15 protein-coding genes and 1 pseudogene are annotated in these 25,315 nt (G+C 34.9%); 6 read left to right on the top strand and 10 right to left on the bottom strand.

The window, feature by feature from the left end; all coding sequences use genetic code 11:
* Positions 1-49 precede the first annotated feature (49 nt).
* The 5 genes from A8L32_RS08480 to A8L32_RS08460 all read right to left on the bottom strand — a co-directional run bounded on the left by A8L32_RS08480 (position 50) and on the right by A8L32_RS08460 (position 8,163).
* A complete protein-coding gene (locus A8L32_RS08480; protein WP_075590358.1) occupies positions 50-2,908 on the bottom strand; it encodes an alpha/beta hydrolase family protein in 2,859 nt (952 codons plus the stop codon).
* A 120-nt stretch (positions 2,909-3,028) separates the two neighbouring features.
* Complete coding sequence (locus tag A8L32_RS08475; protein ID WP_075590357.1) at positions 3,029-3,409, bottom strand: hypothetical protein; 381 nt, start codon at positions 3,407-3,409, stop codon at positions 3,029-3,031.
* Positions 3,410-3,452: 43 nt separating this feature from the next.
* Positions 3,453-5,486: a chemotaxis protein CheA gene (locus A8L32_RS08470; RefSeq protein WP_075590356.1), complete on the bottom strand. Its 2,034-nt coding sequence runs from the start codon at positions 5,484-5,486 to the stop codon at positions 3,453-3,455.
* Between the two features lie 91 nt (positions 5,487-5,577).
* A complete protein-coding gene (locus A8L32_RS08465; RefSeq protein ID WP_075590355.1) occupies positions 5,578-7,626 on the bottom strand; it encodes a methyl-accepting chemotaxis protein in 2,049 nt (682 codons plus the stop codon).
* Positions 7,627-7,677: 51 nt separating this feature from the next.
* A complete protein-coding gene (locus A8L32_RS08460; protein ID WP_075590354.1) occupies positions 7,678-8,163 on the bottom strand; it encodes a chemotaxis protein CheW in 486 nt (161 codons plus the stop codon).
* A 420-nt stretch (positions 8,164-8,583) separates the two neighbouring features.
* Here A8L32_RS08460 and A8L32_RS08455 point away from each other — a divergent pair, with 420 nt between their 5' ends.
* The 5 genes from A8L32_RS08455 (at position 8,584) to A8L32_RS08435 (ending at position 17,966) form a co-directional block, all read left to right on the top strand.
* Positions 8,584-10,026: a PAS domain S-box protein gene (locus A8L32_RS08455; protein ID WP_075590353.1), complete on the top strand. Its 1,443-nt coding sequence runs from the start codon at positions 8,584-8,586 to the stop codon at positions 10,024-10,026.
* A gap of 21 nt (positions 10,027-10,047) precedes the next feature.
* Positions 10,048-10,695: a response regulator transcription factor gene (locus tag A8L32_RS08450; protein WP_075590352.1), complete on the top strand. Its 648-nt coding sequence runs from the start codon at positions 10,048-10,050 to the stop codon at positions 10,693-10,695.
* A 14-nt stretch (positions 10,696-10,709) separates the two neighbouring features.
* Positions 10,710-13,628, top strand: a complete 2,919-nt coding sequence (locus tag A8L32_RS08445; RefSeq protein WP_075590351.1) for a hybrid sensor histidine kinase/response regulator — start codon at positions 10,710-10,712, stop codon at positions 13,626-13,628.
* A gap of 116 nt (positions 13,629-13,744) precedes the next feature.
* On the top strand, positions 13,745-14,932 hold the full coding sequence (locus A8L32_RS08440; protein ID WP_075590350.1) for a hybrid sensor histidine kinase/response regulator: 1,188 nt from the start codon (positions 13,745-13,747) through the stop codon (positions 14,930-14,932).
* A gap of 28 nt (positions 14,933-14,960) precedes the next feature.
* Positions 14,961-17,966 carry an ABC transporter substrate binding protein gene (locus tag A8L32_RS08435; protein ID WP_075590349.1) on the top strand — a complete coding sequence of 1,002 codons (3,006 nt, stop codon included), beginning with the start codon at positions 14,961-14,963 and terminating at the stop codon, positions 17,964-17,966.
* Positions 17,967-18,046: 80 nt separating this feature from the next.
* Here A8L32_RS08435 and scpA read toward each other — a convergent pair whose 3' ends face one another.
* The 3 genes from scpA to mutA all read right to left on the bottom strand — a co-directional run bounded on the left by scpA (position 18,047) and on the right by mutA (position 22,537).
* Complete coding sequence (scpA, locus tag A8L32_RS08430) at positions 18,047-20,203, bottom strand: methylmalonyl-CoA mutase (protein ID WP_075590348.1); 2,157 nt, start codon at positions 20,201-20,203, stop codon at positions 18,047-18,049.
* Positions 20,204-20,251: 48 nt separating this feature from the next.
* On the bottom strand, positions 20,252-20,605 hold the full coding sequence (locus A8L32_RS08425; protein WP_075590347.1) for a four helix bundle protein: 354 nt from the start codon (positions 20,603-20,605) through the stop codon (positions 20,252-20,254).
* A 66-nt stretch (positions 20,606-20,671) separates the two neighbouring features.
* Positions 20,672-22,537, bottom strand: a complete 1,866-nt coding sequence (gene mutA, locus A8L32_RS08420) for a methylmalonyl-CoA mutase small subunit (protein ID WP_075590346.1) — start codon at positions 22,535-22,537, stop codon at positions 20,672-20,674.
* Positions 22,538-22,844: 307 nt separating this feature from the next.
* Between mutA and A8L32_RS08415 the strand changes: the two genes are divergently transcribed.
* On the top strand, positions 22,845-24,545 hold the full coding sequence (locus tag A8L32_RS08415; RefSeq protein ID WP_075590345.1) for a PAS domain-containing sensor histidine kinase: 1,701 nt from the start codon (positions 22,845-22,847) through the stop codon (positions 24,543-24,545).
* Between the two features lie 3 nt (positions 24,546-24,548).
* On the opposite strand, the pseudogene A8L32_RS08410 reads toward A8L32_RS08415, so the two are convergent.
* Together A8L32_RS08410 and A8L32_RS08405 are read right to left on the bottom strand one after the other, a co-directional pair.
* Positions 24,549-24,716 (bottom strand): annotated as a pseudogene (locus tag A8L32_RS08410) (helix-turn-helix transcriptional regulator); the annotation flags it as partial.
* A gap of 40 nt (positions 24,717-24,756) precedes the next feature.
* Positions 24,757-25,200, bottom strand: coding sequence for a DMT family transporter (locus A8L32_RS08405; RefSeq protein ID WP_233145471.1), 444 nt, complete (start codon positions 25,198-25,200; stop codon positions 24,757-24,759).
* Positions 25,201-25,315 lie beyond the last annotated feature (115 nt).

Genomic DNA, 25,315 nt, shown 5'->3' with positions numbered 1-25,315 from the left:
TAAATGCAAAGATACAAGTAAAATCTCAATTTGGAGCAATTGTTAATAACTACTCCACTAATTCATAACCTTGGTTCTTTCCTTTCTCAACGGCAGGAATTCCATGCTCCATCCAAACTGGTGCAGCTTTATCTTTTAAATAGTGGTCGAAAAACTGCATCATACGAATACTTAAATCAATGGAATTAGCTCTGCGAGTTAAATTGTGGTCTTCATTATTGTATGTTAGCATCCATGCAGGCTTATTTAAACGTCGCATAGCTACAAACATTTCAATACCTTGATACCATGGAACTGCACCGTCTTTATCGTTATGCATCATCAATAATGGAGTTTCTATTTGAGGAACAAAAAATAAAGGAGAGTTTTCGATGTATTTAGGAAGTTTATCCCACAATGTACCTCCAATTCGCGATTGTGTATGTTCATACTGAAACATTCTACTCATACCACTACCCCACCTAATTCCTCCATAAGCACTGGTCATATTACTTACAGGTGCTCCTGCCATAGCGGCTTTAAACATATTGGTTCGCGTAATCATATAAGCCGTTTGGTAACCTCCCCAACTTTGTCCTTGAAGCCCCATATTGTCCGTATCGATAAAATCATATTGTTGGGTTATATTCATCACGCCTCCCATAATTGCTTCATATCCACATAAGCCAGGATCACCATCTCTATATGTAATATCAGGAATAAATAGTACATATCCATTGCTTGCATACATAGACCAGTTTACGGTGGAACGGCTTGGTTTTGGCAAATAATGTCTATGTAATCTATCTGAACTGCGCTCGTAATAATATACAATCATCGGATACTTCTTTGTTTTATCCAAATTTTCAGGAGTGACCAACAATCCTTGAAGATCTTCGCCATTTAAGCCCGTATATTGTACTAGCTGAATATCTCCCCAGTTATACTCACTTTGTTGTGGATTGGTGTTAGAGATAACTTTAGGCTTGGAGAAATCCATTTCGCTAATGTATAGCTCTGGATAGTTTTTAAAGTTCCCTTTTCTCCAGATTAGTTTAGTAGCATTTTTAGCTTTGTTTGTAGATGTAAACGAAGCAGGTTCATCCATGGAGGTAGTTAAACTACCATTTTTGTACCAAGTATAACCAGCATTTTTAGATTGATGATTAAAGGTAGAGAGTAACAAACCCTCAGTCTCATCCATAAACTTGATGTCTTTATCTAAATGGATATAGCGATAGCTGGTATTGCTTTTGCGGCCATTGCCATTGGTTATGCATATAGGGGCTTGCTTGTTGCTAGTGTCAAACTTCCAAATATCAAATCGATCGTAAATGTATACATACTTATCTTCCTGGCTCCACCCAGCTACACCATATGCTCTAGGGTGTATGGGTTCGTCATTTAATTCATCATAAAAAGGAATTTCTAAATTTTTGCTCAAGGCAAGCTTGGTGCCTTTTTCAATATTATTTAAATACCAGATACTATCGTTTTGATTGTACCAGCAAAGGAAGTTTCCATCAGCAGAAAAGCTATAAGAATTAGCTAGTTTCTTTTCAATCAAACTCCTTTTTCCCGATTTTAAATCAATTTTGTAAGCGTCGCGTGCCCAAATAGCATTCCAAGATGAGGCGCGTAGGTATGGTGAGTCGTCGTAACCAATGGCAAAATTCCAGTTGCCTTTGTCGTATATGCTAACCGATTTCATCTCCTCAGTTTCTAACTGGTGAAGAGTTTTTTCTTTAATCAAGTAAACAGCTTTATATGAACGATCCTTATCTTTCTTAAGGTTTTTGTTTTGCATGGGTTGAAGCCTCTTGTCCTTCCAGTTCCATATGTCTACAAATACTTTCTCTTCTTTTAGTAAAGTGTCCTTTGGTTCTTCCTGAGGTCTTTTACCTACACCAAAGAATAACTTATCTCCTTTTTCCGAAAACCATAACGAACCTTTAGTATGTGCACACCAGTCTTTACTTAAATTAGCATGAGAGGTATCTATAACTGTGGTCAGTTTATTTTTATGCTCGGTCCAATGAAACAAGGAATAGGTTTTAACTTTAACGGTATCATTGCTGAATAAAAAACCTAATTGTGCAGCTTGTTCGTCGGTACTTATCGAGTGAAGTTTTCCTGTCTGATGAAATAAACTATCTATTTTAAGATTATCCGTATCTAGCCTTTTAATTTTAGTTTCTTCGATGCTGTCTCCTATAGACTGAACGACAAATAATCCTTTTCCAAACCTAGGTACTGAATAGTTAATTACTTTTTCAAAACCAACACTGTCGTTGGTGCTGGGTTTAAAAAAGGCTAATGTGGTACCTTTGGATTTAAACTTTTTAGCTGATTTCTTTTTAGTCTTTACGGAGTCTCGCTTAGTAGCCGCTTTATCAAGTGTTTTTATAGTTAATGCTACTTTGCTTGAGTCTTGTTGGGTAGTATCATTCTTAGATTTAGCTTTCATTTCTTTCTCAAAATGAGCAGCTATCCAATTGCCTTCTTTTTCAGGAACGCTAAATTTCTTAATTCTAGGATATTTTTTGATGAAACCTTCTTTTAAATTCCAGACACATAAAGTATCCTTGGGCATTTTATCGCTTTTGGTCTTCTTAAGCTTTAGCGCTTTAATGGTATCTGCTTCTGGCGTAATTTTAAAAGCAATAAAATCATTCTCAGGAGAAAATATAGCCTGTTTGCCTCTGGCAATTGAATCTAATGATTGGTTTGAAACATTGTAAAGGTATAAGAAACCGTCTCCCTTTTGAGGATTAATTTCATAAGAAACCCATTGACCATCATTCGATATTTTTTGGTTGGATAAAGATTTCCATCCATCATAATCGTGATAGGAAAGCGTTTTTTTGGATTGAGCTAAGCATATGTTGGAGATGAGTAATCCTATTATGAGTGTGATAATGTTGCGCATCGTTGATGAATTATAATTAACGATGTCAATTTATAAAAATATTTTTCTTTTGTAGGAAGAGGCTTTTGTTAATTGGGCCTAGTTTTGTGAAATGAATGCAGAAAGTGTTATATCAATGGATTAGTTTGACCAATATGAAATATCGATATATGCACCGTACAGTACCATTTCCTCATTTCTGATATCGCTTCGTAAACGTCCTTTAATCTGAACAAGTCGTATCTCGTTGTTGCTGTCTACAATTCTAATTTGTGCGATAGGGGAAGAATTGCCATTTATCCACTCGTTAAATGTTTTTACAAACGTAGGTACATCAGCGCCAACAATTAATGATTTAAAGCTACTAAAAGCAAAAGATGTACATTGTTCTAATCCTAATGATTTTTTAATTCCCTCAGATAAATTGAGGACATCATCCTTCACATTGTAAATCCAATAGCCTACAGCTCCTTCAGAATGTGGAGAACTACTATGATCTTTCAGTTTATGAAAACCTGGCATTTGATATCATTTTTGTCCTTTTCAATACTAACTCACGAAGTTACTAATTTTTGGCTATAATCTCCTGATTAATATTAGTAGTATCTAATAAAAAGGCCACTTCTCCATTGCCTAAAACACTTGCTGCAGAGATTTCTTTATGACTTTTAACCAACTCTCCCATAGGTTTTAAAACAGCTTGGTGTTGTCCAATAATTTGATCGGCAAATATGGCAATTCGCTTTTTGTTTTTGGTGATAACAATCATCTTAGCCATCTTTTTGGTTTCCCCATTTAATTCAAAGAGACTGCGTAATGAAATAAAAGGAATTAATTCCTCTTCATAATCGACAGTACCAAACTTTATTCTTTTTTCAACATCGGAGTAGTATTTCTGAGAACATTCATCCACATCTGAAAGAGGAATTAGGAACTTCATTTTACCTGAAGCCACTAAAAGTGTATCCAGTATAGCGATAGATTGTTGTAGTCGTATTGTAAAAGTTGTTCCTTCTCCTTGCGTACTGCTTATTTCCAACTCACCTCGCATTTTGGATATTTTCTGCTTTACAACATCCATCCCTACTCCACGACCAGAGATGTTGGTTACTGCATCGGCAGTAGAAAAACCGGGCAAACATATTAGGTTATAAATCTCTTTGTCGGTAAGCTTTGCGTCAGGTTCAATAAATCCCTTATCGATAGCATGTTTAAAAATCTTATTCTTATCAAAGCCTTTTCCATCATCTGATATTTTTATGAAGATAGTGTTGCCCGAACTACCTGCTTTTAATGTTATTTTACCCTTAGCGTCTTTGCCTTTTGATATTCTTTCTTCAGGTGTTTCAATACCATGATCGAGCGCATTACGGAGCATATGTACCATAGGTTCAGCAATCATATCTATAGAACTTTTGTCAAGCTCTGTTTCCATACCTTCAGTAACAAACTCTACCTTTTTTTCAAGGTTAAGAGAAATATCTCTGACTAAGCGATTGAACTTAGGTACAATATCTCTAATGGGAATGAGTCGGATATCTAGTGCGTTATTCCTAAATTGTTTAGATAACCTATCCAGTTTCTCAATTTGTGGCCTAATGCTGGCACATGCAATTTCCGTAGAGCTTAGGTTTAATTGAGATGATGTGGTAATTAATTCGCTTACCAAATACATGAGGTAATCTAGCTTTTCTGATTCAACCGATACACGATTCATGTTTTGCTTAATTGAAGCAATCATAGTATCTGTGTTTGTTGCTTTAGTTTGCTGTGGGTTTATGATTGGTGCAATTGGATCTTTTATTTCCGGTGCTTCCTTTGCTTCTCGTGCTTCCTCTTCTAGTTGAAGCTGTTTTTGATTGAGGTCCAGCTGTCCATCTTTAAAAATATCAAAATCGGCCACTTTACGGATAATGCAGAACTCATATACAAACATGAGTGCTTCTTCAATATCGTTATTATCAAAGTTGCCTACTACAAAAATGCTCCATCGTTCTTCCTCATTGGAATCTACGGGTAAAGGATTGATTGAGCGAATTTCTCCAATTTCTGCTAAATCTTTGACAGCATAAAATATATTGATACGTCTATCTACCACACTCTGATTGGTATGCATGATGATATTGTAGGTAACCATATCTTTATCCGTCAACTGTTCAATATGAATTTCTTTTTGAGAAGACTCATTAGTTGCTTTAAGAGAATAGCTTTTGCACCAGTCAATAAGTTGTTCTTGTTTTTCCTTGCATTCGACACAATTATGATTTTCGTCTTTTAATAAAGCAAAAAGTTGATCTACAATAATCAACGTAGTGCTTAATATTTCCTTATCAACATTAAGTTTTCTACTTCTTATTAAATCGTAGATGTTTTCTGCTTGATGAGTAAGTTCGCCCATCGCTGTGTAGCCATACATGCCACTGACTCCTTTTATGGTATGCATAACCCTAAATACCTCTTGAATTAATTCGAGATTATTTGGATTTTCTTCCAATTGAAGAATGATACTTTCCATTGAGTTTAGCAGGTTAGTTGCTTCTTCAATAAAAAGATGTTTAAACTGAGAAATATTATTGACGTCTAAGTTATTGTTATCCATAACACACTATATTGAACAAAGTGTAAAAGAAGGTTGAAGAGAGCAGATTTTATTGGTCTGCTCTCGTTTGAAATTTATTTATGAGTGGCACTTACATCGATTCGTACCCTGTAATGTCAGATTCCAATCCTTTTAGATCTATATCAATAGCAGGAACATTGGTTTTTGCTTCGGTTGCAGGAGCTTTAGATTTGCCGTTTGTCTTTTTTTGAGCCTCTTCTGTTACATATGACTTTTGTCTCCAATTCTGACCGTTATTATCTTCAAGTTTAAAGAACTGAGTAATTCTTTCCAGATCTGATGCCTGGGCTGCCATTTCTTCTGAACTACCAGCCATTTCTTCGGATGATGAAGCATTTTGTTGAGTCACCATACTTAATTGCTGTACGGCTGTATTTACTTGGTTAACTCCAGATTCTTGTTCTCTACTGGCAGATGCAATCTCTTCAACTAACCTAGATGTTTCTTGAATATCAGGGACAATTGATTTTAGTAATGAATTTGATTCTTCTGTCATTTTTAGGCCGTTTTGGGCCAGCGAAACTATTTCGCTTGCGGCTAACTGACTTCTTTCGGCTAATTTTCTAACTTCTGCAGCTACTACAGCAAAACCTCTTCCCTGGTCACCTGCTCTAGCTGCCTCTACGGCTGCATTAATTGCTAGTAGATCTGTTTTTTCTGCTATTTCAACAACTACATTAATTTTTGCGAAGATATCTCTTACTGCATTCATGCTGTCTTCTGAAGCTACGGCCACCTGCTCTGCTGAGTTTGAGGCTTTGCCAGACATATCCATGGTTTTAATGGCATTTTCAGTATTCTGTTGAATGTTAGCAGCCATTTCTTCCATTGATGAAGAAACTTCTTCTGCAGCAGCTGCCTGTTCGCTAACTCCAGATGAAATTTGCTGTGCTCCAGAACTAAGTTGTTGACTGGCGCCTGCTATATTATCGGAACCTGTTTTAATATCGCTAACAATATTTTTAAGGCGTAAAATCATTTTTCTAAGAGAATTTGCTAATTCACCTATTTCATCATTTTGGTCTATATCAATTATTGCCATCAGGTTTCCTTCTGCAACTTTATTAGCAAAGCTTAAAGACTTATTGATTGGGTTAACCATACTACGTGTGATAAAAACGGCAAGTATAATGGCTATGATAGCAGCTAGTACAATAAAAATAATTACTCCTGTTCTTGTTCTTGCAGCCTCTCCCAACATCACATCATCGGTTAGAATAGAGTCTTCTGATTGTTTAACTGCCTTTTTAAATAAGCTCCCAACTTCATCTAAATGAACCATGGTTTCAGTTTGGTAAATCTTATTGGCTTCTTGCATCCCAGCTAAATGGTTTTCAAACCAATTACTAAACTCATCGATGTGGGATATAACATCTTGTGTATTAGGAAGGATTGTTGAAGTGTAAAACTGTCGTGCTTGGTTTCTATTTCCTTCTGAAAGAAAATTTTCAGCAGTATGAATACTGGTGTGTAATATATTGTGTGCAGCAGTAATTTCCTTTACCAAAATGTTAACATCGGAATGTAAATCGGCAAGTTCTTGTAACTCATCTGAGTGTAGCCATTTTCCAAAATTACACTGATTAGGGTCTTTAATTACATCAATAATATTACTGTTATTTAAAAATATAGCATCCTTAACTTTGTTTAACCAATTGGTATGGTCGAGCTCAGCCTGTCTTAGCATAACAGCTATTTTCCAGTCCATGTGCTCAAATACATCCGAAATTTTAATAGCAGACTTATGTAGGTTGATATGCGGTTCTTCAATATCATCAAAAATGTGTTTTAAATCTGGAGCTAATTCCTCTGCATGTGCTCTACCTTCGCCGTAATACCATTTACCAAATGCACATTTATGATGGTCCGTTTGTACGTCTAATGTGGTCACTTTTTCGTCGGTAAGTAACTTACTTACTTGATTAGCCCATAGCAAGTGATCTACATATTTTTCTTCTAGATCCGCTCTAAGCTTGTTACCATCAATTACTTCTTCGGCGTCAGATACAATTCCACCAATTCCAAAAATTGCCCAAAATCCAGTTACAACCATTACTAAAATAATTGCGCCAAAGGCAATGCCAAATTTTCTACCTAATTTTATATTATTCCAATTCATTTTTAATCGTATTAAGGTGATATTTGTTTTTAATGTGTGTAGTAAAGAGCTTTAACTAGCTTCTTCTTTTAGTTGAATGATTTCATCGGTTCCAATGGCGGCCTCAAGGTTGAGGAGCATAATAAATTTGCCGTCTCGGTGTACAACCCCTTTTATATATTCCGAGTTATAACCTTGTCCCACTTCAGGTACAGGCTTAATATCAGATTCCGTGATTTCTATTACATCTACCACTTTATCTGATTTAGCCCCAATGATGTGCTCTTTTTTGTTCAGTATTAAGTTTAACACTATAACTACAAATTTTGCCTTCTCAGGATAGTCATCCAGATCGAATTTTAATCTGGTGTTAACAACAGGAATAACATGACCTCGAAAGTTGACCACTCCAGAGATGGATGGAGGAGCTTTGGGTAAGTGGGTAATCGTGTGTTCATCTCCAGTTTCAATAATCTCCAAAACTTTATGTACACTTACTGCAAAAAGTTCTTCTTGTAAGCGAAACAAAAGGTAGGAGTTTGATGATTTTGAATCCATGATTAAGTTTTATGATTTATGGTCTGTTTATTTTACTAGGTCAAAGTTAATGGATGCCTATATTGGTTTGAATACCAATTATTACTGTTTGTAGAAGTAAATAGTACTGTGTTTTATAACCTCAAATACCTAGTTGACTATTGGGTTACTGAATGTGGTTTATCCAATTTGTTTTATGCTGATTGGTCTAAATGCTATTATATCAGTATAGTTAGTTCTGTTGGGTTGTATGTATGCCTAACCCTTTAGTATTATTATACGCATAACCCAATAGTACTGAATTAGATAATTAAGAGTATATTTTGAGTTTTAATGCGATTAATAAGTAACAACCTTCTATTTTTGACGTAGCCAAGATCAGTGGATGCTATTCCTAAAGAAAGGAAAATAAGCTATATTCATATATATTTAATATATTTCATGTCATACTCAGAAATTGATGTTTTAATTGTAGCGGAAAATCAGGATAACATTAAGTTGTATGATTTAATATTGCGCAATAATGATTATAGAATAAAGTCTGTGTCGAACGTGCTTGACGCTATTTCTGAGACGAAGGATAAACGAGTTAAAGTTGTATTGTGCGACAGTTTGGCTGTAGAGGAGCAAGTGATTGTTTTTTTTGAAAAACTAGAGCTCCATGATGCATGTATTCAAAAAATACTGGTGGCTGATTTTATTGACCACATTAATATTTCTGAGGTTATAAGCAGAGGACGGATTTTTAATTATATAAAAAAACCGATAGAGCCCAAACGTATAAATGTAGTTGTGCATAAGGCTTTGGAACAATATGGCTTGCTAAAGAAAAATGAGGAATTACTTATTAATGTTAGAGAAAAAAATTTAGAGTTAAGAGAGTTAGTTAATGAGCTAAAAGAAGAGGAAGAGAAGTTCCGAAATATATTTAATTCTAGTCCAGACCCCAAATTTATTATAGACGGTTCAGGCGTAATTTTAGAGACTAACCCTAAGGCAATTATCTTCTGCTGTAAAGATAAGTGTTCTTGTAAAGGAAGGACTGTTTTTGAGGTTGTAGCAAAAGATGATGTTATTAAGTTATCAAACTATGTTAATCAATTAAATTCTGGTAAGAACGAATGGTTAGAGATAAGAGGAAGGTCAGAAAGCGGAAATAAAAGACAATATGAATTAACAAGTAGCCCACTTAAGTATAAAGGTGCAAAAGCTTTTATATTGATTTTTCGAGATGTATCGGAAAGAAAGGAGATGCAAAAGAAAGTGATGCAGACTGTTATTCAAACAGAGGAAAAGGAAAGACGAAGGTTTGCACAAGAACTGCATGATGGAATAGGGCCGTTATTATCTACTACTAAATTGTACTTGCAGTGGTTTAATAAACCACAAGCTAAAATGGATAAGGGAGTTATTATTTCAAAAATGGAGGAAACCTTAGATGAAACTATTTTAAGTTTAAGGGAGATATCGAACAATATAAGTCCTAATACTTTAATGACGTTTGGCTTGGAAAGCGCATTAAGAAAGTTTATTAGTAGAATAAATAATGTAAGTAAAATTCAAATTAATTTTAATTGTGTTTTACAGCAAAGGCTAGAACAGCAGGTTGAAATAACGATATATCGACTGGTATGTGAGCTTATCCATAATTCATTAAAACATTCCAATGCTAAAACAATTAAAATATCTATTAAAGATATGGATATAATAGATGTTTGCTATATGGATGATGGAGATGGGTTTGATGTAGAACATGTAATAAAACAAAACAAAGGTTCTGGCTTGGTAAATATTATTAATCGTGTAGAAAGTTTAGGAGGAGAACATCATATTTCCTCCAAAAAAGGAGCAGGGACCAAAATAGAAATAGGTTTAAATAAATAATTCTTAATAATCATAATTTGTATGAGTAACGCAAAACTTTTTCTTGTTGATGATCATCTAATATTTAGAGAAGGACTTAAGAATCTTATTGAGATTGAAGGTATTGGGACTGTGGTTGGGGAGTCGTCTAATGGTAAGGATTTTCTTGAGAATTTTGAAAAGAGCAGCCCTGATTTAATTTTAATGGATATTTCCATGCCCATTATGGATGGCATTGAGGCTACCAAAAAAGCCATTAAAGTAATGCCCGACTTAAAAATTATGGCACTTTCGATGAATGGTGATGAAGAATACTACTACAAAATGATAGAAGCTGGTGTTAAAGGTTTTTTATTAAAGGATAGTGGTATTCGAGAGATTGAAAAAGGAATTAAAGCTGTATTGGATGGAGACTCGTACTTCTCAAATGAATTACTTAGAAGAATAATTACCAATCTTGGGAAGCCAGTTGAGAAAAAAACAGGAGAAAAGGAGTTGTTGTCATCCAGAGAACATGAAGTATTAGTTGAAATCTGTAACGGATTAACAAATGAAGAAATTGCCACAAAACTATTTATTAGTGCTCAAACGGTAAAGGGACATCGAAGTAGTTTGTTATCCAAAACAAATTGTAAAAATAGTGCCAGTTTAGTGATGTATGCTATTAAAAATAAATTAGTAGAAATATAAAAGATGCTTACTGGATGAATGATGATTTGATTGGTAATTGGAAAGGACAATTAAAAATACTTCAGGAATTAACAAAGGCCCTTAATGTTGTGCTATTGAAAGTAAATGGAGAAAGGCATGAGGTTGTAACCTCTGCATTTTCTATTGATGATAGTAGCGATAGCAGCATTGATTTAAACTTTGGAGAATCAAATGATAGATTAGTAAAATACCAAATTTTATCAGAGGATGATGTTTGGGGTTTATTAGTACTTATATTTAGGAATGGATTCGATATGGCTTCCATAACTCCCCATGTTAATACGATTATAAAGATAATATCAGATCAACTTCTTCTTGAGAAACTCAAAACTAGCACTTGTAATAATTCTCAAATAGAACCTATTGCTTTAGATTACTTTTTAGAGGCCATAAATGGCGTGCCGTGGAGACTAAATTTGCATACTAATAGATTTACATATATTGGAGATAATTCTGAAAAAATTCTAAGTTATACACTTAAAGATTGGCCTGATTTACAAAGTTGGAGTAAAACTATACACCATGACGATAGAGAGAAGGCAACCAACTATTGTTTTAAAAGGACAGTTGCTGGAGATGATCATGTATTTGAATATCGCTTAATTAAAAAGGATGGGAGTATCGTTTGGATAAGAGATATTGTAAAGTTAATTATTGACAGTAATAAAAAAGTCAGAGAATTATCGGGCTTAATGGTAGATATAACCCATGTAAAGGAAAAGGAACTTGAGTTAGAATTATTAAATAATAGATTAAAATTTATCTTAAAAGCCACTAATACAGAGCTCTCGATTGTAGATGAAAATGGTAGAATCATATTTCATAGTCATGAAGATGTACAAAAGATTACTCAAAAGTGCCATAGTTATTATGCAGGACTTAATGATAAATGTGATGAATGTCCCCGACGAAAGTCAAATAAATCACTGTCCGATTTTACTTACCAAACTGGAGACAAAACTATACAAGTGCTTGCATATCCGTTTGAGATAGGGCCTGGGATATGGCATATGGCCGAAGTTCGAATGGATGTAACTAAGAGGCATAATAACGAAAAACAGATAGAATTATTAAAAAATACATTAGAGTTTAGCATGGATGCAGGTCGTATTGCATTTATTGAATATGATTTACATAAAGGGAGTTTTAAATCTAATCAGGTTTTTAAGGAGATTACTGGTTTTGATTTTCAGAATGAAGAAGTGGCATGGGAATGGTTAAGGTCTAGGATTCATACTCAAGACTTAAAACGATTAAATTCAGCATTCAATCGGGCTTTGAAGTCCGAAGGCAAAAGAATAAATGCTGAGTTTCAGTTTTTAGATAAATCGAATGAGTATATATGGGTAAAATTTACTGGTCAATTATTACCTAAGGATAATAAGGAAATACATATAACAGGTGTATTAATAGATATTACGGATACGAAAAAACTAATGGCAGCATTGCTACTAGAGCGTAATAAGAGTTTGCAGGCGAGCGAAACTAAATCAATGTTTTTAGCCAACATGTCTCACGAAATTCGTACTCCAATGAATGCTATTACTGGATTTGCTGAGCTACTTACAAAGTATATAAAGAAAAACCCGTATAAAGATTATCTGGATTCTATTAAATCAAGTGGAAATGTTCTGCTCGCCTTAATAAATGATTTACTTGATTTAGAGAAGATCGAGGCAGGTAAAATGATTATTCGTAAAGAAAATACGAATTTTGTACTTCTTCTTAAAGAGATGGAACAAACATTTTCAATGCACTTTAAAGAGAAGAATCTTAAGTTTAAAATTAAAACACCTGAAGACTTTCCTAAATTAATATACATAGACTCGCTTAAAATTAAGCAGATACTTATAAATCTAGTAACTAATGCAATAAAGTTTACTTCAGAAGGATGTGTCGAAATTCAGAGTTCTTTTACAATGGATGGTGATAATACGCAGGGGATATTAACTATTCTGGTAAAGGATACCGGTATCGGAATTGAGCAAAGTAAACAGGAAAGTATTTTTGAACCTTTTGTGCAAGATAAAAGTCCAACCCAGAAGAATCATCAAGGAACAGGTTTAGGTTTATCTATTGTGCAAAACTTGGTTAAAATGATGGGTGGAAAGCTTGCATTAGAGAGTAGGGTAGGAGCAGGAAGTTCTTTTATTGTGAATATTCCTTATGTTAAAACAATAAATAAAGATGTTGATGTAGGCGAAGAGGATATAACGCTAGATATAAGGTTTAATAAACAAAGGGTTTTAATAATAGATAATGTAAAAACCAATCTATTATTACTATCAGCTATATGTGCAAACCTTAACTTAGAATGTTATGAAGTTCTGCGTGAAGAAGAAGCATTAGGTACAGCATTAGAGGTGCAACCTGATCTTATTTTTATGGATATTAGGATTCCTAAATCGAATGATTATAAGGTGTTGAAAAGCATAAGAGAAAAGGATGAACTTAAAGATACTCCAGTAATTGCAGTTTCTTCTTCGAGCAGTTTTAAGAGGCAAGTTGATGTTCTTGAAAAAGGATTTAATGGGTACATTTCTAAACCGATAGCACAACATAAGCTTATTAATGAAATTCAAAATTTCATCAAGTCTGAATCTGCATACGATTGTCAAGAAACACGTGAGGCTGAAAGTGTTTTATTAAAACCAGAAGATTTTTCCTACGTAAAAAAATATTTTGTTGATGAATTAGTGCCGCGTTGGAGAGATTTGCTTGATATGCTCTCAACGGATGAGTTGAATATATTTATTGAAAAGTTGGAGTTTTTAAATCATAAAGTTGAGTGGAGTGAGAACATTGTATATACTAAAAATATTAAGGATGCTTTTAGAGCATTTGACTTTGAAGAAATTCAAAAGTTATTAACGAATTTTAATAGCATTAACGATAAAGTAAATGAATTATAAACTATATGTAGCGTAGGGAATATTGGACATTCTAAAAAAAATTAGATGAATAAAATAGTAGCGCTATACTAGCTCATTAATAAACTTTCAAAAGATTAAGTATAAAGTAATTATCTATGAAAAAAAGAATACTCGTTGTTGATGATAACCCGAAGAATCTTCAAGTTATCGCAGCACTTCTTAATGAGAATAATTATGCGGTAGATATAGCCATGGATGGAAAACATGCCATTAGGTGGGTGAAACGTTGTTCTTTTGATGCTATATTATTGGATGTCATGATGCCAGAAATGAATGGTTTTGAGACTTGCGAAATAATAAAACAAGACCCTAGCAATAAAGATGTGCCCGTAATTTTTTTAACGGCACTTAATGATATAGATAGTATTTCGGAGGGCTTTGAAAAAGGAGGCGTTGATTATTTAACAAAACCATTCAATCATAAAGAATTGTTGATGAGACTAGGTACTCATGTGGAGTTGAAGCGCTCTCGCGAAAAATTGGTTGACCTTAATGGTTGGTTATTGGAAGAGGTGAATAAAAAAACAGCTGACTTGAAGGAAAGTAATGATAAGCTAACTAAAGCAAATACTGAACTAAAGGAATTTGATTTAGTGAAGAGTGATTTCTTAAATTCGATAAGTCATGAATTAAGAACTCCTTTGAATGGTATTGTTGGCTCAATGAATTTGTTAAGGTCATTTGATCATGATGATCATGTAAAAGAAGTATTGGATTTATTGGAATCTTCTGTAGTTAATTTAGAAAAGTATTCGTATTCAGCATTGCAAATTTCAAATCTACAGATTAAAGGAGAAAGTCAGTTAAATATTAAGGCCGTCGATATTAATGCTTTAATTAGGTCGATGCTACCTTCGTTAAAAAGGAAAACTGAAAGAAAGGATATTGAATTAGTTTTTACAACACATTGCAACCAAGCGGTTGTGAATGCAGATATTGAATATCTTCAGAATGCAATGGCGGCCTTAGTTGAGTGCTCCATTATTTTCACAAAAGAAGGCGAGGTAAATATTGATATCTCAGATAAAGATGAAGGGTATGTAGAGATATCGATTATTGATAAAGGAAGTCTTTATAATGGCACTGATTTAAAGCACTTTTTTAAGTCTATTACCGGTAAGAATTATCAGTTCCAACGTAATAATGCCATGGAATTATACCTGGCTAAAATGATCATTCTTTTACACAATGGCAAAATTGAGTTTAATAACCTCGAGAATGAAAGTGGAACCAAAACTTCGTTTTTTCTACCTCTTCAGTTGGCTGTATTGAATGAAGAATAGATAGTGATATACTTACATAAGTTTTAGGATGAATTATAAGGTTGTTTTAATAATTGTATTTCAACTACTAATAGGTGGTGAGTTGTTTGCAGAGAAGGGAAAGAGAATACTATTGGTTAGTTCGTACAACTCTAGCTATCCAACTTATTTTGATCAAATTAATGGAGTGAAATCCATACTTGATGAAGCAGGTGTTGCTATTGATGTTGAATCTTATGATAGTAAGCGGTTTAGACAAAAGGAATATAGGGATATATTTTATGATTTAATAGAATACAAAATCAATCAAGGTATCAAATATGATGCAATTTTGGCCTGTGACGATAATGCCTTAAAGTTTGTTAATGAGCATCAACTAAATCTTTTTAAGAATCTTCCTATTGTTTTTTGCGGTATTAACGATATAGAATTAGCTATCAATCAAAACAATAATCGTTGGATTACTGGAGTGGTTGAGGAAGTTTCGGTAAAGGATAATATTTGTTTAATGAAACAAATGTTTCCTAATGCGAAAAGATTAAATATTCTATCTGATAATACTACGACAGGGGTAGCCATACAGAGTCAAATCAGGCAAAATATGAAACGGTCTGACATCGTCGAATTAAACTTTATTTCGTTGGATACTTTGTCATTTGAAGAATGGGAAGTTCAATTATCATTACTGGAGAAAGAAGAGCCAAGTCTATTGGTTTCGGCATTAAGAGATAGAAATAGTAAATCGCTTGATTTTGATAGAAGCCTAGCGTTACTAAAAAGGAAAGCAAGTACTCCATTGTTTCACCTGTGGCATCATGGTCTGGGTAATGGTATTTTAGGGGGTAAATTAGTAAGTCTCTTCGAGCAAGGTAAATATGCAGCTTTGGTAATTAAAGAAATTATAGCAGGTAAGGATGTTGCTGAGATAAAGGTGCAGACTTTAAGTCCTAACTTCTACGAGTTTGATTATAATGAATTAGTTAAGTATGAAGTTGATATTGATAAATTACCTAAGAATTCAAAAATTATTAATAAACCAATTAGTATAATTTCTCAGAATAAAAAAGCCATTTTAGGTATTGTAATATTTATGTTAATTCAGGCTGTTTTGATAATTTATCTGCTTAGGAATATTAGAAAAAGAAAAAAGGCTAAGAATGAATTAGAATACAGTAATGGTGAGTTAAATGAAAAGAATAATCAATTACTAGCAGCGGAAGAGGAGCTTAGGGCAAATATAGAAGAGTTAGCTTCAAAGCGAAATGAGCTCGAAACTAGTGAGGAAAGATTTAGGTTGGCCATACTAGGATCAAATGATGGAGTGTGGGATTGGAACTTAATAAACAATCAGGTGTACTTATCTCCACGTTGGAAATCAATAATTGGTTATTTAGATAATGAACTTGTGAATGAATTAAGTACATGGCAGGATCTAGTTTTTGAGGAGGATTATCCAGAGGCACTTGCTCAGGTAAGTGGGTTTATAGAAGGTTCCTCCGAAACGTACGAGGTTCGATTTAGAATGAAACATAAAGATGGGCATTTAGTACCTGTTTTAGCGAGGGGTTATATGATGCGTAATTCTCAAGGTAAGGCATATCGTATTATAGGAACACATCAAGATTTAACTTCGAGCTATGAATATGAGCAAAAACTAAAAGAACAGTTAGAAGAGAATCTATCGTTATATGAAGAATATCGAACGATAAGTGAAGAGTTGCATGTAAAGAATGATGACCTTTCTGCGGCTGAAGAGGAGCTTAGGGCAAATAATGAAGAATTGTTTCATACGAACAAAAACCTTATTGAAAGTGAGGGGAGATATAGATTATTGTTTAATAATTTGAATGAGGGTTTTGCTTTGCATGAAATTGTGGTTGATGAAAATAATATCCCTGTTGATTATATTTTTAGAGATGTTAATCCTGTTTTTCTGTCACGTATTGGGATGGAATATGAAGATATAATCGATAAATCGGCTAAAGAATTATTTCCTAATACTGAGATTGAATGGATTGACAGATTTGGGGAAGTTGCTTTAACAGGGAATTCGGATAGGTTTATTAATTATGCCTCCACTATAAATAAGTACTATGAAACCCATGTTTTTTCTCCTAAAAAAGGATTCTTTGCAGCTATTTTTAATGATATAACAAATAGAAAAGAAGCTGAACTAGCTTTAAAAGGGAGCGAAGAAAGGTTCAAGAAGATATTTGACTCTAGTAAAACTGTAATGCTGATTATAGACCCTGAAACTGCTTCGGTGATTGACTCTAATGTGAGTGCGTGTGCGTATTATGGTTATTCTAAGGAAGAATTGAATCAAATGCCGTTAAAAAATATCAACCTACTTAGTGTGGATAAGATTAAAGAGAAAGTTGGCTTGTCTTTATCGAAGGGAAGAACCTATTATAGGTTTGAGCACATTCTTAAATCAGGAGAGATCCGAAATGTAGATGTTTACACTTCTCCAATTGAGATGGAGGATAGAAAACTATTGCACTCAATAGTAATAGATGTAACGGAATCTGTTGAAGCCGATCTTCAGCTTAAAAAAATAAATCAGCGATTTCAAGGTTTGGATAATATCGTGCATTATCAGGCCAAATCCATTAATGATCTTATGAACTTTACACTGAAGGAGATTATTAAATATACACATAGTGATACTGGGGCTGTGTATGAATATGATGATAGAAAAGGAATTTTCATCCTAAATGACTGGTCAGAAGCTGTTCATTTAACCCATGAAGCAGTGGCGGATGGTGCTTTAGAAAAGCTAGACTGTTTAAGTAGAGCTGTGATTACAAAAGAGGTTGTTATTGTAAATAACCCGTCAAAAAAATATTCATTTCAAAAAGGCGATATTCTTCAAGGTGATTTGATGAAATCTATTACAATACCAGTACTTGATAATGGAGCTGTAGTAGCTTTATTTTGGTTGGCAGGTAAGAATAGATTATACTCAAAATTTCATGCCGAGCAAATTAAGCTTTTATTGGATACTGCATGGATTTTAGTAGAAAAGCAACGCATGCAGGATACGAAAAATTAATCACAGACTAAAATACAAAAAAGCCATCCCGATTTCTCGAGATGGCTTTCTATTATCTGAATTTTAGAACTTCTATATATTTACTCGCCAGCTTGAAGCAATAAGCCCAAGATGTCGGTTGCAGCTTTTGATACTGAAGTACCAGGACCAAAAATAGCTACTGCACCAGCCTCGTAAAGGTAATCGTAATCTTGTGCTGGAATAACACCACCACAAATTACCATAATATCCTCACGACCAAGTTTCTTTAATTCAGCAATGATTTGCGGAACTAAAGTTTTGTGACCTGCAGCTAATGAAGATACACCAACTACGTGTACATCATTTTCAACAGCTTGTTTTGCCGACTCTGCTGGAGTTTGGAACAATGGTCCCATATCTACATCAAAACCTATATCAGCGTATCCTGTTGCAACAACTTTGGCACCACGGTCATGACCATCTTGTCCCATTTTTGCAATCATAATACGAGGTTGACGACCTTCTTTTTCGGCAAACTGTTTAGCTAAACCACAAGCTTTTTCAAACTCTTCGTCTTTTCCAGCTTCGCTAGAGTAAACGCCACTAATTGAACGAATCACAGCTTTATATCTTCCTACAATTGTTTCACAAGCATCAGAAATCTCACCTAAAGAAGCACCTTTTTGAGCAGCATCAACAGCTAACTCAAGTAAATTACCATTTTCTGTTTCAACAGCTTTGGTGATAGCAGCAAGAGCAGCTTGACACTCATCCTCATTACGCTCGTCTTTCAATTGCTTTAAACGATCGATTTGAGATAAACGTACAGCTGAGTTATCAATATCTAAGATGTCGATTGGATCTTCTTTCTCCAAACGATATTTGTTAGTACCAACGATAGTTTGTGAACCAGCATCAATTTTTGCTTGCGTACGTGCCGCAGCTTCTTCAATGCGCATTTTTGGTACACCACTCTCGATAGCCTTAGCCATTCCACCTAGTTCTTCAACCTCTTCGATTAAAGCCCATGCTTTTTCTACTAAGTCATTAGTTAACGACTCTACATAGTAAGAACCAGCCCAAGGGTCAACAGCTTTTGTGATTTGAGTTTCGTCTTGAATATAAATCTGCGTGTTACGTGCAATACGAGCAGAAAAGTCAGTTGGTAACGCAATAGCTTCATCCAATGCATTGGTGTGAAGTGATTGTGTGTGACCTAAAGCAGAAGCCATAGCTTCAATACAAGTACGACCTACGTTGTTAAATGGATCTTGCTCAGTTAACGACCAACCTGAAGTTTGCGAGTGAGTACGTAACGCTAATGATTTAGGGTTTTTAGGATTGAATTTCTTTACAATCTTAGCCCAAAGCATACGTCCTGCACGCATTTTAGCAATCTCCATAAAGTGGTTCATTCCGATAGCCCAGAAGAAAGATAAACGAGGAGCAAAAGCATCAATGTCCATTCCTGCGTTTGTTCCAGCACGTAAGTACTCTAATCCATCAGCTAAAGTATATGCTAACTCAATATCTGCAGTTGCACCAGCTTCTTGCATGTGGTAGCCTGAGATAGAAATAGAGTTAAACTTAGGCATCTTTTGAGAAGTGTACTCAAAGATATCAGCAATCACTTTCATAGAAAATTTAGGTGGGTAGATATATGTGTTACGCACCATAAATTCTTTTAAGATATCATTCTGGATAGTACCAGAAAGCTCTTCTAATTTAGCTCCTTGCTCTAAACCTGCAACAATGTAGAATGCTAATACAGGAAGTACAGCACCGTTCATTGTCATCGATACAGACATCTTATTCAATGGAATACCATCAAAAAGAATACGCATATCTTTGATTGAATCGATTGCTACACCTGCTTTACCTACATCACCTTCTACACGCTCATGATCTGAATCATAACCACGGTGAGTAGCCAAGTCAAAAGCAACTGAAAGACCTTTTTGTCCTGCAGCTAAGTTTCTTTTATAAAAAGCATTTGACTCCTCTGCAGTAGAGAAACCAGCATACTGGCGAACTGTCCAAGGACGCATAGCATACATACCTGAGTATGGTCCGCGTAGGTATGGAGGAAGACCTGCAGCATAATTCAAATGCTCCATTCCTTCTAAATCAGTTGCTGAATATGCACTTTTAACCGGGATACGCTCTGGAGTTACCCAGTCCTTCTTAATCCCATGTTTCTTCTCCCACTCTTTGGCTTTAACACCACCGCAAGGAGAACTTTTTTTGAAATCTATATTTTTAAAATCTGGTCGCATAATTAATTAGATAAAAGTATAAAGTATAAAGACAAAAGAATTGATCAGTTACTTTATATACTTTGATTTTAATGCAAATAACATTCTTTGAATTTCCTGAATTTGAGTTTGAACAGGTTCAAATTCCAATTCGGGAATATAATTTAGGTCAACACAAAGGATTAATTGTGTTTCTAGTTCAAAACAAGAACCGTATGCAATGTCTAAAAAGCGATTAAAGTCTTTGTCTGTCCCACGTCCTGCTCCTTCTGCTATGTTTGAAGGAATCGAAACGACGGATCGTCTAATTTGACTTGTTAAGCCAAAAGTTTCTTCATTTGGCAATTGCACAGTTAAACTATATACAGTTTTAACTAGTACTCTTGATTTTTGCCAAACTTTTAATTCTCTAAAATTATGCATTTTAAAGTCTTTGTACTTTTGTCTTTATACTTTTGTCTATTACTCGATACTTGTATCTCAGTGCTCTTATAGTCCTAATTGGCTACTAAATCCTTGAAGTGTTTCAAGAACGTTAGAACGAACATTGACGAAGTTAGTGATACCTTGAGCTTTTAGGTCGTCCGCGCATTTTGGTGCACCAGCAACAACGAAAATAGCCTCTCCATTAATTGCTTTGAAAGCAGCAGGAGCAGCATCAACATATTCATCATCAGAAGAACAAAGAACGATAATATCGGCACCGGCAGCTTTAGCAGCTTCTACACCTTCTTCTACTGTAGCGAAACCATTATTGTCAATAGTCTCATAACCCGCACACTCAAAGAAGTTAGCAGAGAATTGTGAACGTGCTAAACGCATATTTAAGTTACCATAAGTAAGCATAAATACTTTTGGAGTTTTAGCAGCTCTCTCTGTAGTTAAACGAAGTGCTTCAAACTCTTCTGCTCCACGGAATTTAACGATAGGCTCAATTACTGTATCGCCAGAACAACATTTAGCAGAACTTGAAGTAACATTACCTGCAACCTCAGCAACTTTTTCATTACCGTTAGGGAACTGGTTTGTTCCTAATAAGTTCTCACGACGAGTAGCGATAGCTTTTTTACGTTTGTCAGCACTTTCTTTAACTTTAGCCTGAACAAAACCTTCTTGTAAAGCAGCAAGGTATCCACCTTTTTCTTCTACCTCAACAAATAAAGCCCATGCTTGCTGAGCGATGCTGTTTGTAAGGTTTTCGATATAATATGAACCAGCAGAAGGGTCGGTTACTTTATCAAAATGCGACTCCTCTTTTAATAATAGCTGTTGGTTACGTGCAATTCTTTCAGAGAATACATCCGACTCCTTATAAATAGTATCGAATGGTTGAACAGTTAACGAGTCAGCTCCTCCTAGAGTAGCAGACATAGCTTCTGTTTGAGTACGTAGCATGTTTACATATGGATCGTAAATTGTTTTGTTCCACTGAGAAGTTTCGCAATGAATAGCCATTTTTGTAGGCTCTAAACCAGCTGGCTTGTACGATTTAACGATAGTTGCCCAAAGCATACGTGCAGCACGTAACTTAGCAATTTCCATAAAATAGTTTCCACCTACGCCAAAGTTAAACTTTAATGCGGAAGCAGCGTCATTTACTGAAACTCCTCTTTCGGTTAATTGAGTGATATACTCAGTACCCATTGAAAGAGCAAATGCTAACTCTTGTACGATAGAAGAACCTGCGTTGTTGAAAAGACGACCGTTAACGCAAATAGTTTTGAAGTTTGGAAGGTTAGCTCCTGCTTCAACCACTTCTTTAGCGTGATCGAACATAGCTTCGAAACCTTGGCATGTTTTACCAGAAGTAGTTAAGCATCCTAAAGTATCAAAGTTAATTGACCCTTTGACGCTAGCAAGATCGCGGTTGTTTTTCTTCAGGTTAGCAACAACAGCTTTTAAAAGCTTTTTGCTGCCGTGCTTAGTAGAAAAGTTAAGCTCTACTGCCTCCGAAATAATGTTTTTTAATACTGTGTCTACCTCAGTATCAAAATCCTCTATTTCGTTGCAAAAACAAAATCCTAGTGAAGTAATACCTTTTGTAAGAACATCTAAAGCCTTTTTGTTAGAGGCTACAGCATTAACTACTTTAATGTCTTGACGAACATACCAGTCGTTGTCTTTTTTTGTTCCTCTAATGTAAGGGAACTCACCAGGAAGGCTATCCAGGTACTTAACCCCTTCAAGATCTTCGGAACGATAAAAAGGATTAACATTGAAGCCCTCGTTTGTTTTCCAAACAAGCTTTCTTTCAAAGTCAGCTCCTTTTAAATCCGCTGTGATTTTGTCCATCCACTGTTCTGTGGTAATGGCTGGAAAATCACTTAATAACGGCTTTTTAGTTTTATCTGCCATAATATAACTGTATAACTGTTTGTTTTTTTCAGACCGCAAAATTAAGCCTTTTCAGTAAATTAATGAATTTATTAGGAGGTATTTATTTCTGTTATGTAGCATGATTATCAGTAATGTAACTTTTTACATAAGCAGGAAGAGAATGTATTTGTCTCTAATGTTCAGAAAAACAGTGTTATGAACTCTTTAAAATATAGAAAAGAATAAGGTTTTAATGTGTTTTTGTAGCAAATATATATTGTTGAAAAATTGTATATTGGAAAGATTAAGAAGGTCTTACTTATTTTTTCTAGAAACGGTAGCGTATATGAGTCTCAAAAAATCATATGATGAATTAGAACAAGAGTTAATTTTAGCAAAGCAAGCGATATCAAAACTTAAGGCAAATGTGATACCTAAGGCAAGTGCGCTTGCTGATGGGGAGGCAAAGTTTAAGGCCATGATGGAGAATGTTAGTGATGTTATAGGGATTATAGACGCTCAAGGTATTACTACTTATAAGAGCCCGAATGTAGAAAAAGTTTTTGGATGGAAACCTGAAGAGTTATTGGGTAAAGGAGCTGTAGATCATGTTCACCCAGAGGATAAAGAATGGGTGACTAAGGCTTTTATGGAGGTTATTGGAGGAGAAGCGGAAAGGTTAAATATAGAGTTTAGATACCTGAAAAAAGATGGCGACTATGCTTGGGTTGAATTTAACTTATTTAATAATCTTGATAATCCTTATATCCAAGGTTTGTTAATTAACTATCGTGATATTTCTGAGCGTAAAAAGGCAGATCAGGATTTGTTGGAAAGTGAAGAACGTTTTAGGATGTTGTTTACCAATATGGATGATACTTCGAGTTTATATGAGGTGGTGCTAGGTGAAGAGGGTGAGCCGATTGATTATAGGTTTCTGGCTATCAATCCAGTATTTGAGGCTGCTTTGGGAGTTAAGTCGAGTGATTTGAAAGGTAAAACTTTGTTAGAGGCATTTCCGAAAACGGAACAGATTTGGTTAGATACGTTTAGGAAAGCTTATAAAACAGGAAAGTCTCAACGGGTGGAGGATTATTCGCAAGAATTGGATATGTATTTTGAGATTATAGCCTATATTCCTCAGGAAGGTTTGCTTTCAATGATAGGAGTGGATATTACCGAACGTAAAAAAGCTCAAATTAAAGAGCGTGAAAATCAAGAAAAACTAAAAGAGCAAAACGAAGAATATTTGGCTATTAATGAAGAGCTGAATGAACGAAACGATGAATATTCAATATTAAATGCGGAATATAAAAAGCAAAATGAGGCTCTGCTTAAAGCAATGGATAAGGCAAAGGAGAGTGATATATTAAAATCGACTTTTTTGCAAATTATGTCGCATGAAATACGAACTCCAATGAATGCAATTTATGGTTTCTCTGAGTTGTTAACAGAGCCTGAGTTGGATGAAGGTATTCGAATGGAGTATAGTAAAATTGTAAGAAATAGTAGTGAGCAGTTATTGGCAGTTGTTTCTAATGTGTTAATAGTTTCTTCGCTAGAAACAAAGCAGGAGCAAGTAGTAAAAGAGGAAGTGTTGGTTGATAAAATGTTGGATGAATTACTCACTATTTTTATGGCAGATGCAAAGAGTTCTAAATTGAAATTGTCTTTGTGTAAAGATGAAGCAACTAATCAACTTAAATTAACGACTGACCGAACTAAGCTAATACAAATATTAACTAATCTGATTGCAAACGCCGTCAAGTTTACACATGATGGAGAAGTGGTTCTGGGGTGCAGTCTAAAGAAAGATTGTGTAAAGTTTGAAGTCAAAGATTCAGGTATTGGTATGAGTCAAGAAGAGTTGGAAGTAGTTTTTGAACAGTTTAGGCAGGCTAATAAGTCTATCCAGAAAACATATGGAGGAACTGGCCTTGGGCTAACTATTTCAAAAGCTTTTGTGGAATTGTTAGGAGGAACTATTGGGATAGAGTCAGTTTTGGGGCAAGGAACAGTTGTGAGCTTTACTTTGCCTTTAACTTAATCATTAGTCATCTTTTTCTTCAAGCGTAAATAAATAATTGATATCCACTTTCAGTGTACGGGCAATCTTAAATGCCAGTACAACTGAGGGAGTAAATTTATTTTTTTCAATGGCATAAATGGTTTGACGCGTAACGCCAACTCTTTCGGCTAAATCGGTCTGTGACATATCTAGTCTTGCTCTTTCAACTTGATATGATTGTTAATGCCCTTTAATATTTCTGAATAAGGAAGATCCCGCCTAATAGCAGGAGTATTCCTGCAATTCGTCCCATGCTAATTTGTTGCACGGTAACACCAAAAAATCCGAAGTGATCAATGATGGAAGCTGCAATAAGTTGCCCTGCAATAGACGCGGCTAATACGGTTGTTACACCAATTTTTGGTATAAAAAAGATGACTGAGGATACAAAAACAGCACCTAGCATCCCGCCTACAAATAAATACCATGGAGCTGTTTTTATAGCTGCCCAATCGGGAATTTGCGTTTTAAAAACTAAGTTAAGACCTATTAGGGCTATGGTTCCCACTAAAAAATTAACTAAGGCGCCTTGTAAAGGGTGCTTTAAATACGTGGTTAACTGAGTGTTGATGCTTCCTTGGATAGCCAAAAAGCAACCAATACACAAAACAGTTATAGTATAAATATATTTCACGATATCGATTTTGAAAATGCATTACGAAGTTAGATAATTGAAAGGGGCCTGCAAATAATTCTTAATAAAACAAATGTTGATTAATGTTGGATTAATGATGAGGTAAATTGAAGTT

It is taken from the genome of Labilibacter marinus (assembly GCF_001659685.2).
In the GTDB taxonomy this organism is placed as follows: domain Bacteria; phylum Bacteroidota; class Bacteroidia; order Bacteroidales; family Marinilabiliaceae; genus Saccharicrinis; species Saccharicrinis marinus.
The sequence above is the reverse complement of the archived record's forward strand: the minus strand, read 5'-3'. Positions and strand labels throughout refer to the sequence as shown.

Bases quoted from the DNA above. Each gene is read 5' to 3' on its own strand.
- A8L32_RS08480 (WP_075590358.1), bottom strand. From the start codon at position 2,908: ATGCGCAACATTATCACACTCATAATAGGATTACTCATCTCCAACATA.
- A8L32_RS08475 (WP_075590357.1), bottom strand. From the start codon at position 3,409: ATGCCAGGTTTTCATAAACTGAAAGATCATAGTAGTTCTCCACATTCT.
- A8L32_RS08470 (WP_075590356.1), bottom strand. From the start codon at position 5,486: ATGGATAACAATAACTTAGACGTCAATAATATTTCTCAGTTTAAACAT.
- A8L32_RS08465 (WP_075590355.1), bottom strand. From the start codon at position 7,626: ATGAATTGGAATAATATAAAATTAGGTAGAAAATTTGGCATTGCCTTT.
- A8L32_RS08460 (WP_075590354.1), bottom strand. From the start codon at position 8,163: ATGGATTCAAAATCATCAAACTCCTACCTTTTGTTTCGCTTACAAGAA.
- A8L32_RS08455 (WP_075590353.1), top strand. From the start codon at position 8,584: ATGTCATACTCAGAAATTGATGTTTTAATTGTAGCGGAAAATCAGGAT.
- A8L32_RS08450 (WP_075590352.1), top strand. From the start codon at position 10,048: ATGAGTAACGCAAAACTTTTTCTTGTTGATGATCATCTAATATTTAGA.
- A8L32_RS08445 (WP_075590351.1), top strand. From the start codon at position 10,710: ATGAATGATGATTTGATTGGTAATTGGAAAGGACAATTAAAAATACTT.
- A8L32_RS08440 (WP_075590350.1), top strand. From the start codon at position 13,745: ATGAAAAAAAGAATACTCGTTGTTGATGATAACCCGAAGAATCTTCAA.
- A8L32_RS08435 (WP_075590349.1), top strand. From the start codon at position 14,961: ATGAATTATAAGGTTGTTTTAATAATTGTATTTCAACTACTAATAGGT.
- scpA (WP_075590348.1), bottom strand. From the start codon at position 20,203: ATGCGACCAGATTTTAAAAATATAGATTTCAAAAAAAGTTCTCCTTGC.
- A8L32_RS08425 (WP_075590347.1), bottom strand. From the start codon at position 20,605: ATGCATAATTTTAGAGAATTAAAAGTTTGGCAAAAATCAAGAGTACTA.
- mutA (WP_075590346.1), bottom strand. From the start codon at position 22,537: ATGGCAGATAAAACTAAAAAGCCGTTATTAAGTGATTTTCCAGCCATT.
- A8L32_RS08415 (WP_075590345.1), top strand. From the start codon at position 22,845: ATGAGTCTCAAAAAATCATATGATGAATTAGAACAAGAGTTAATTTTA.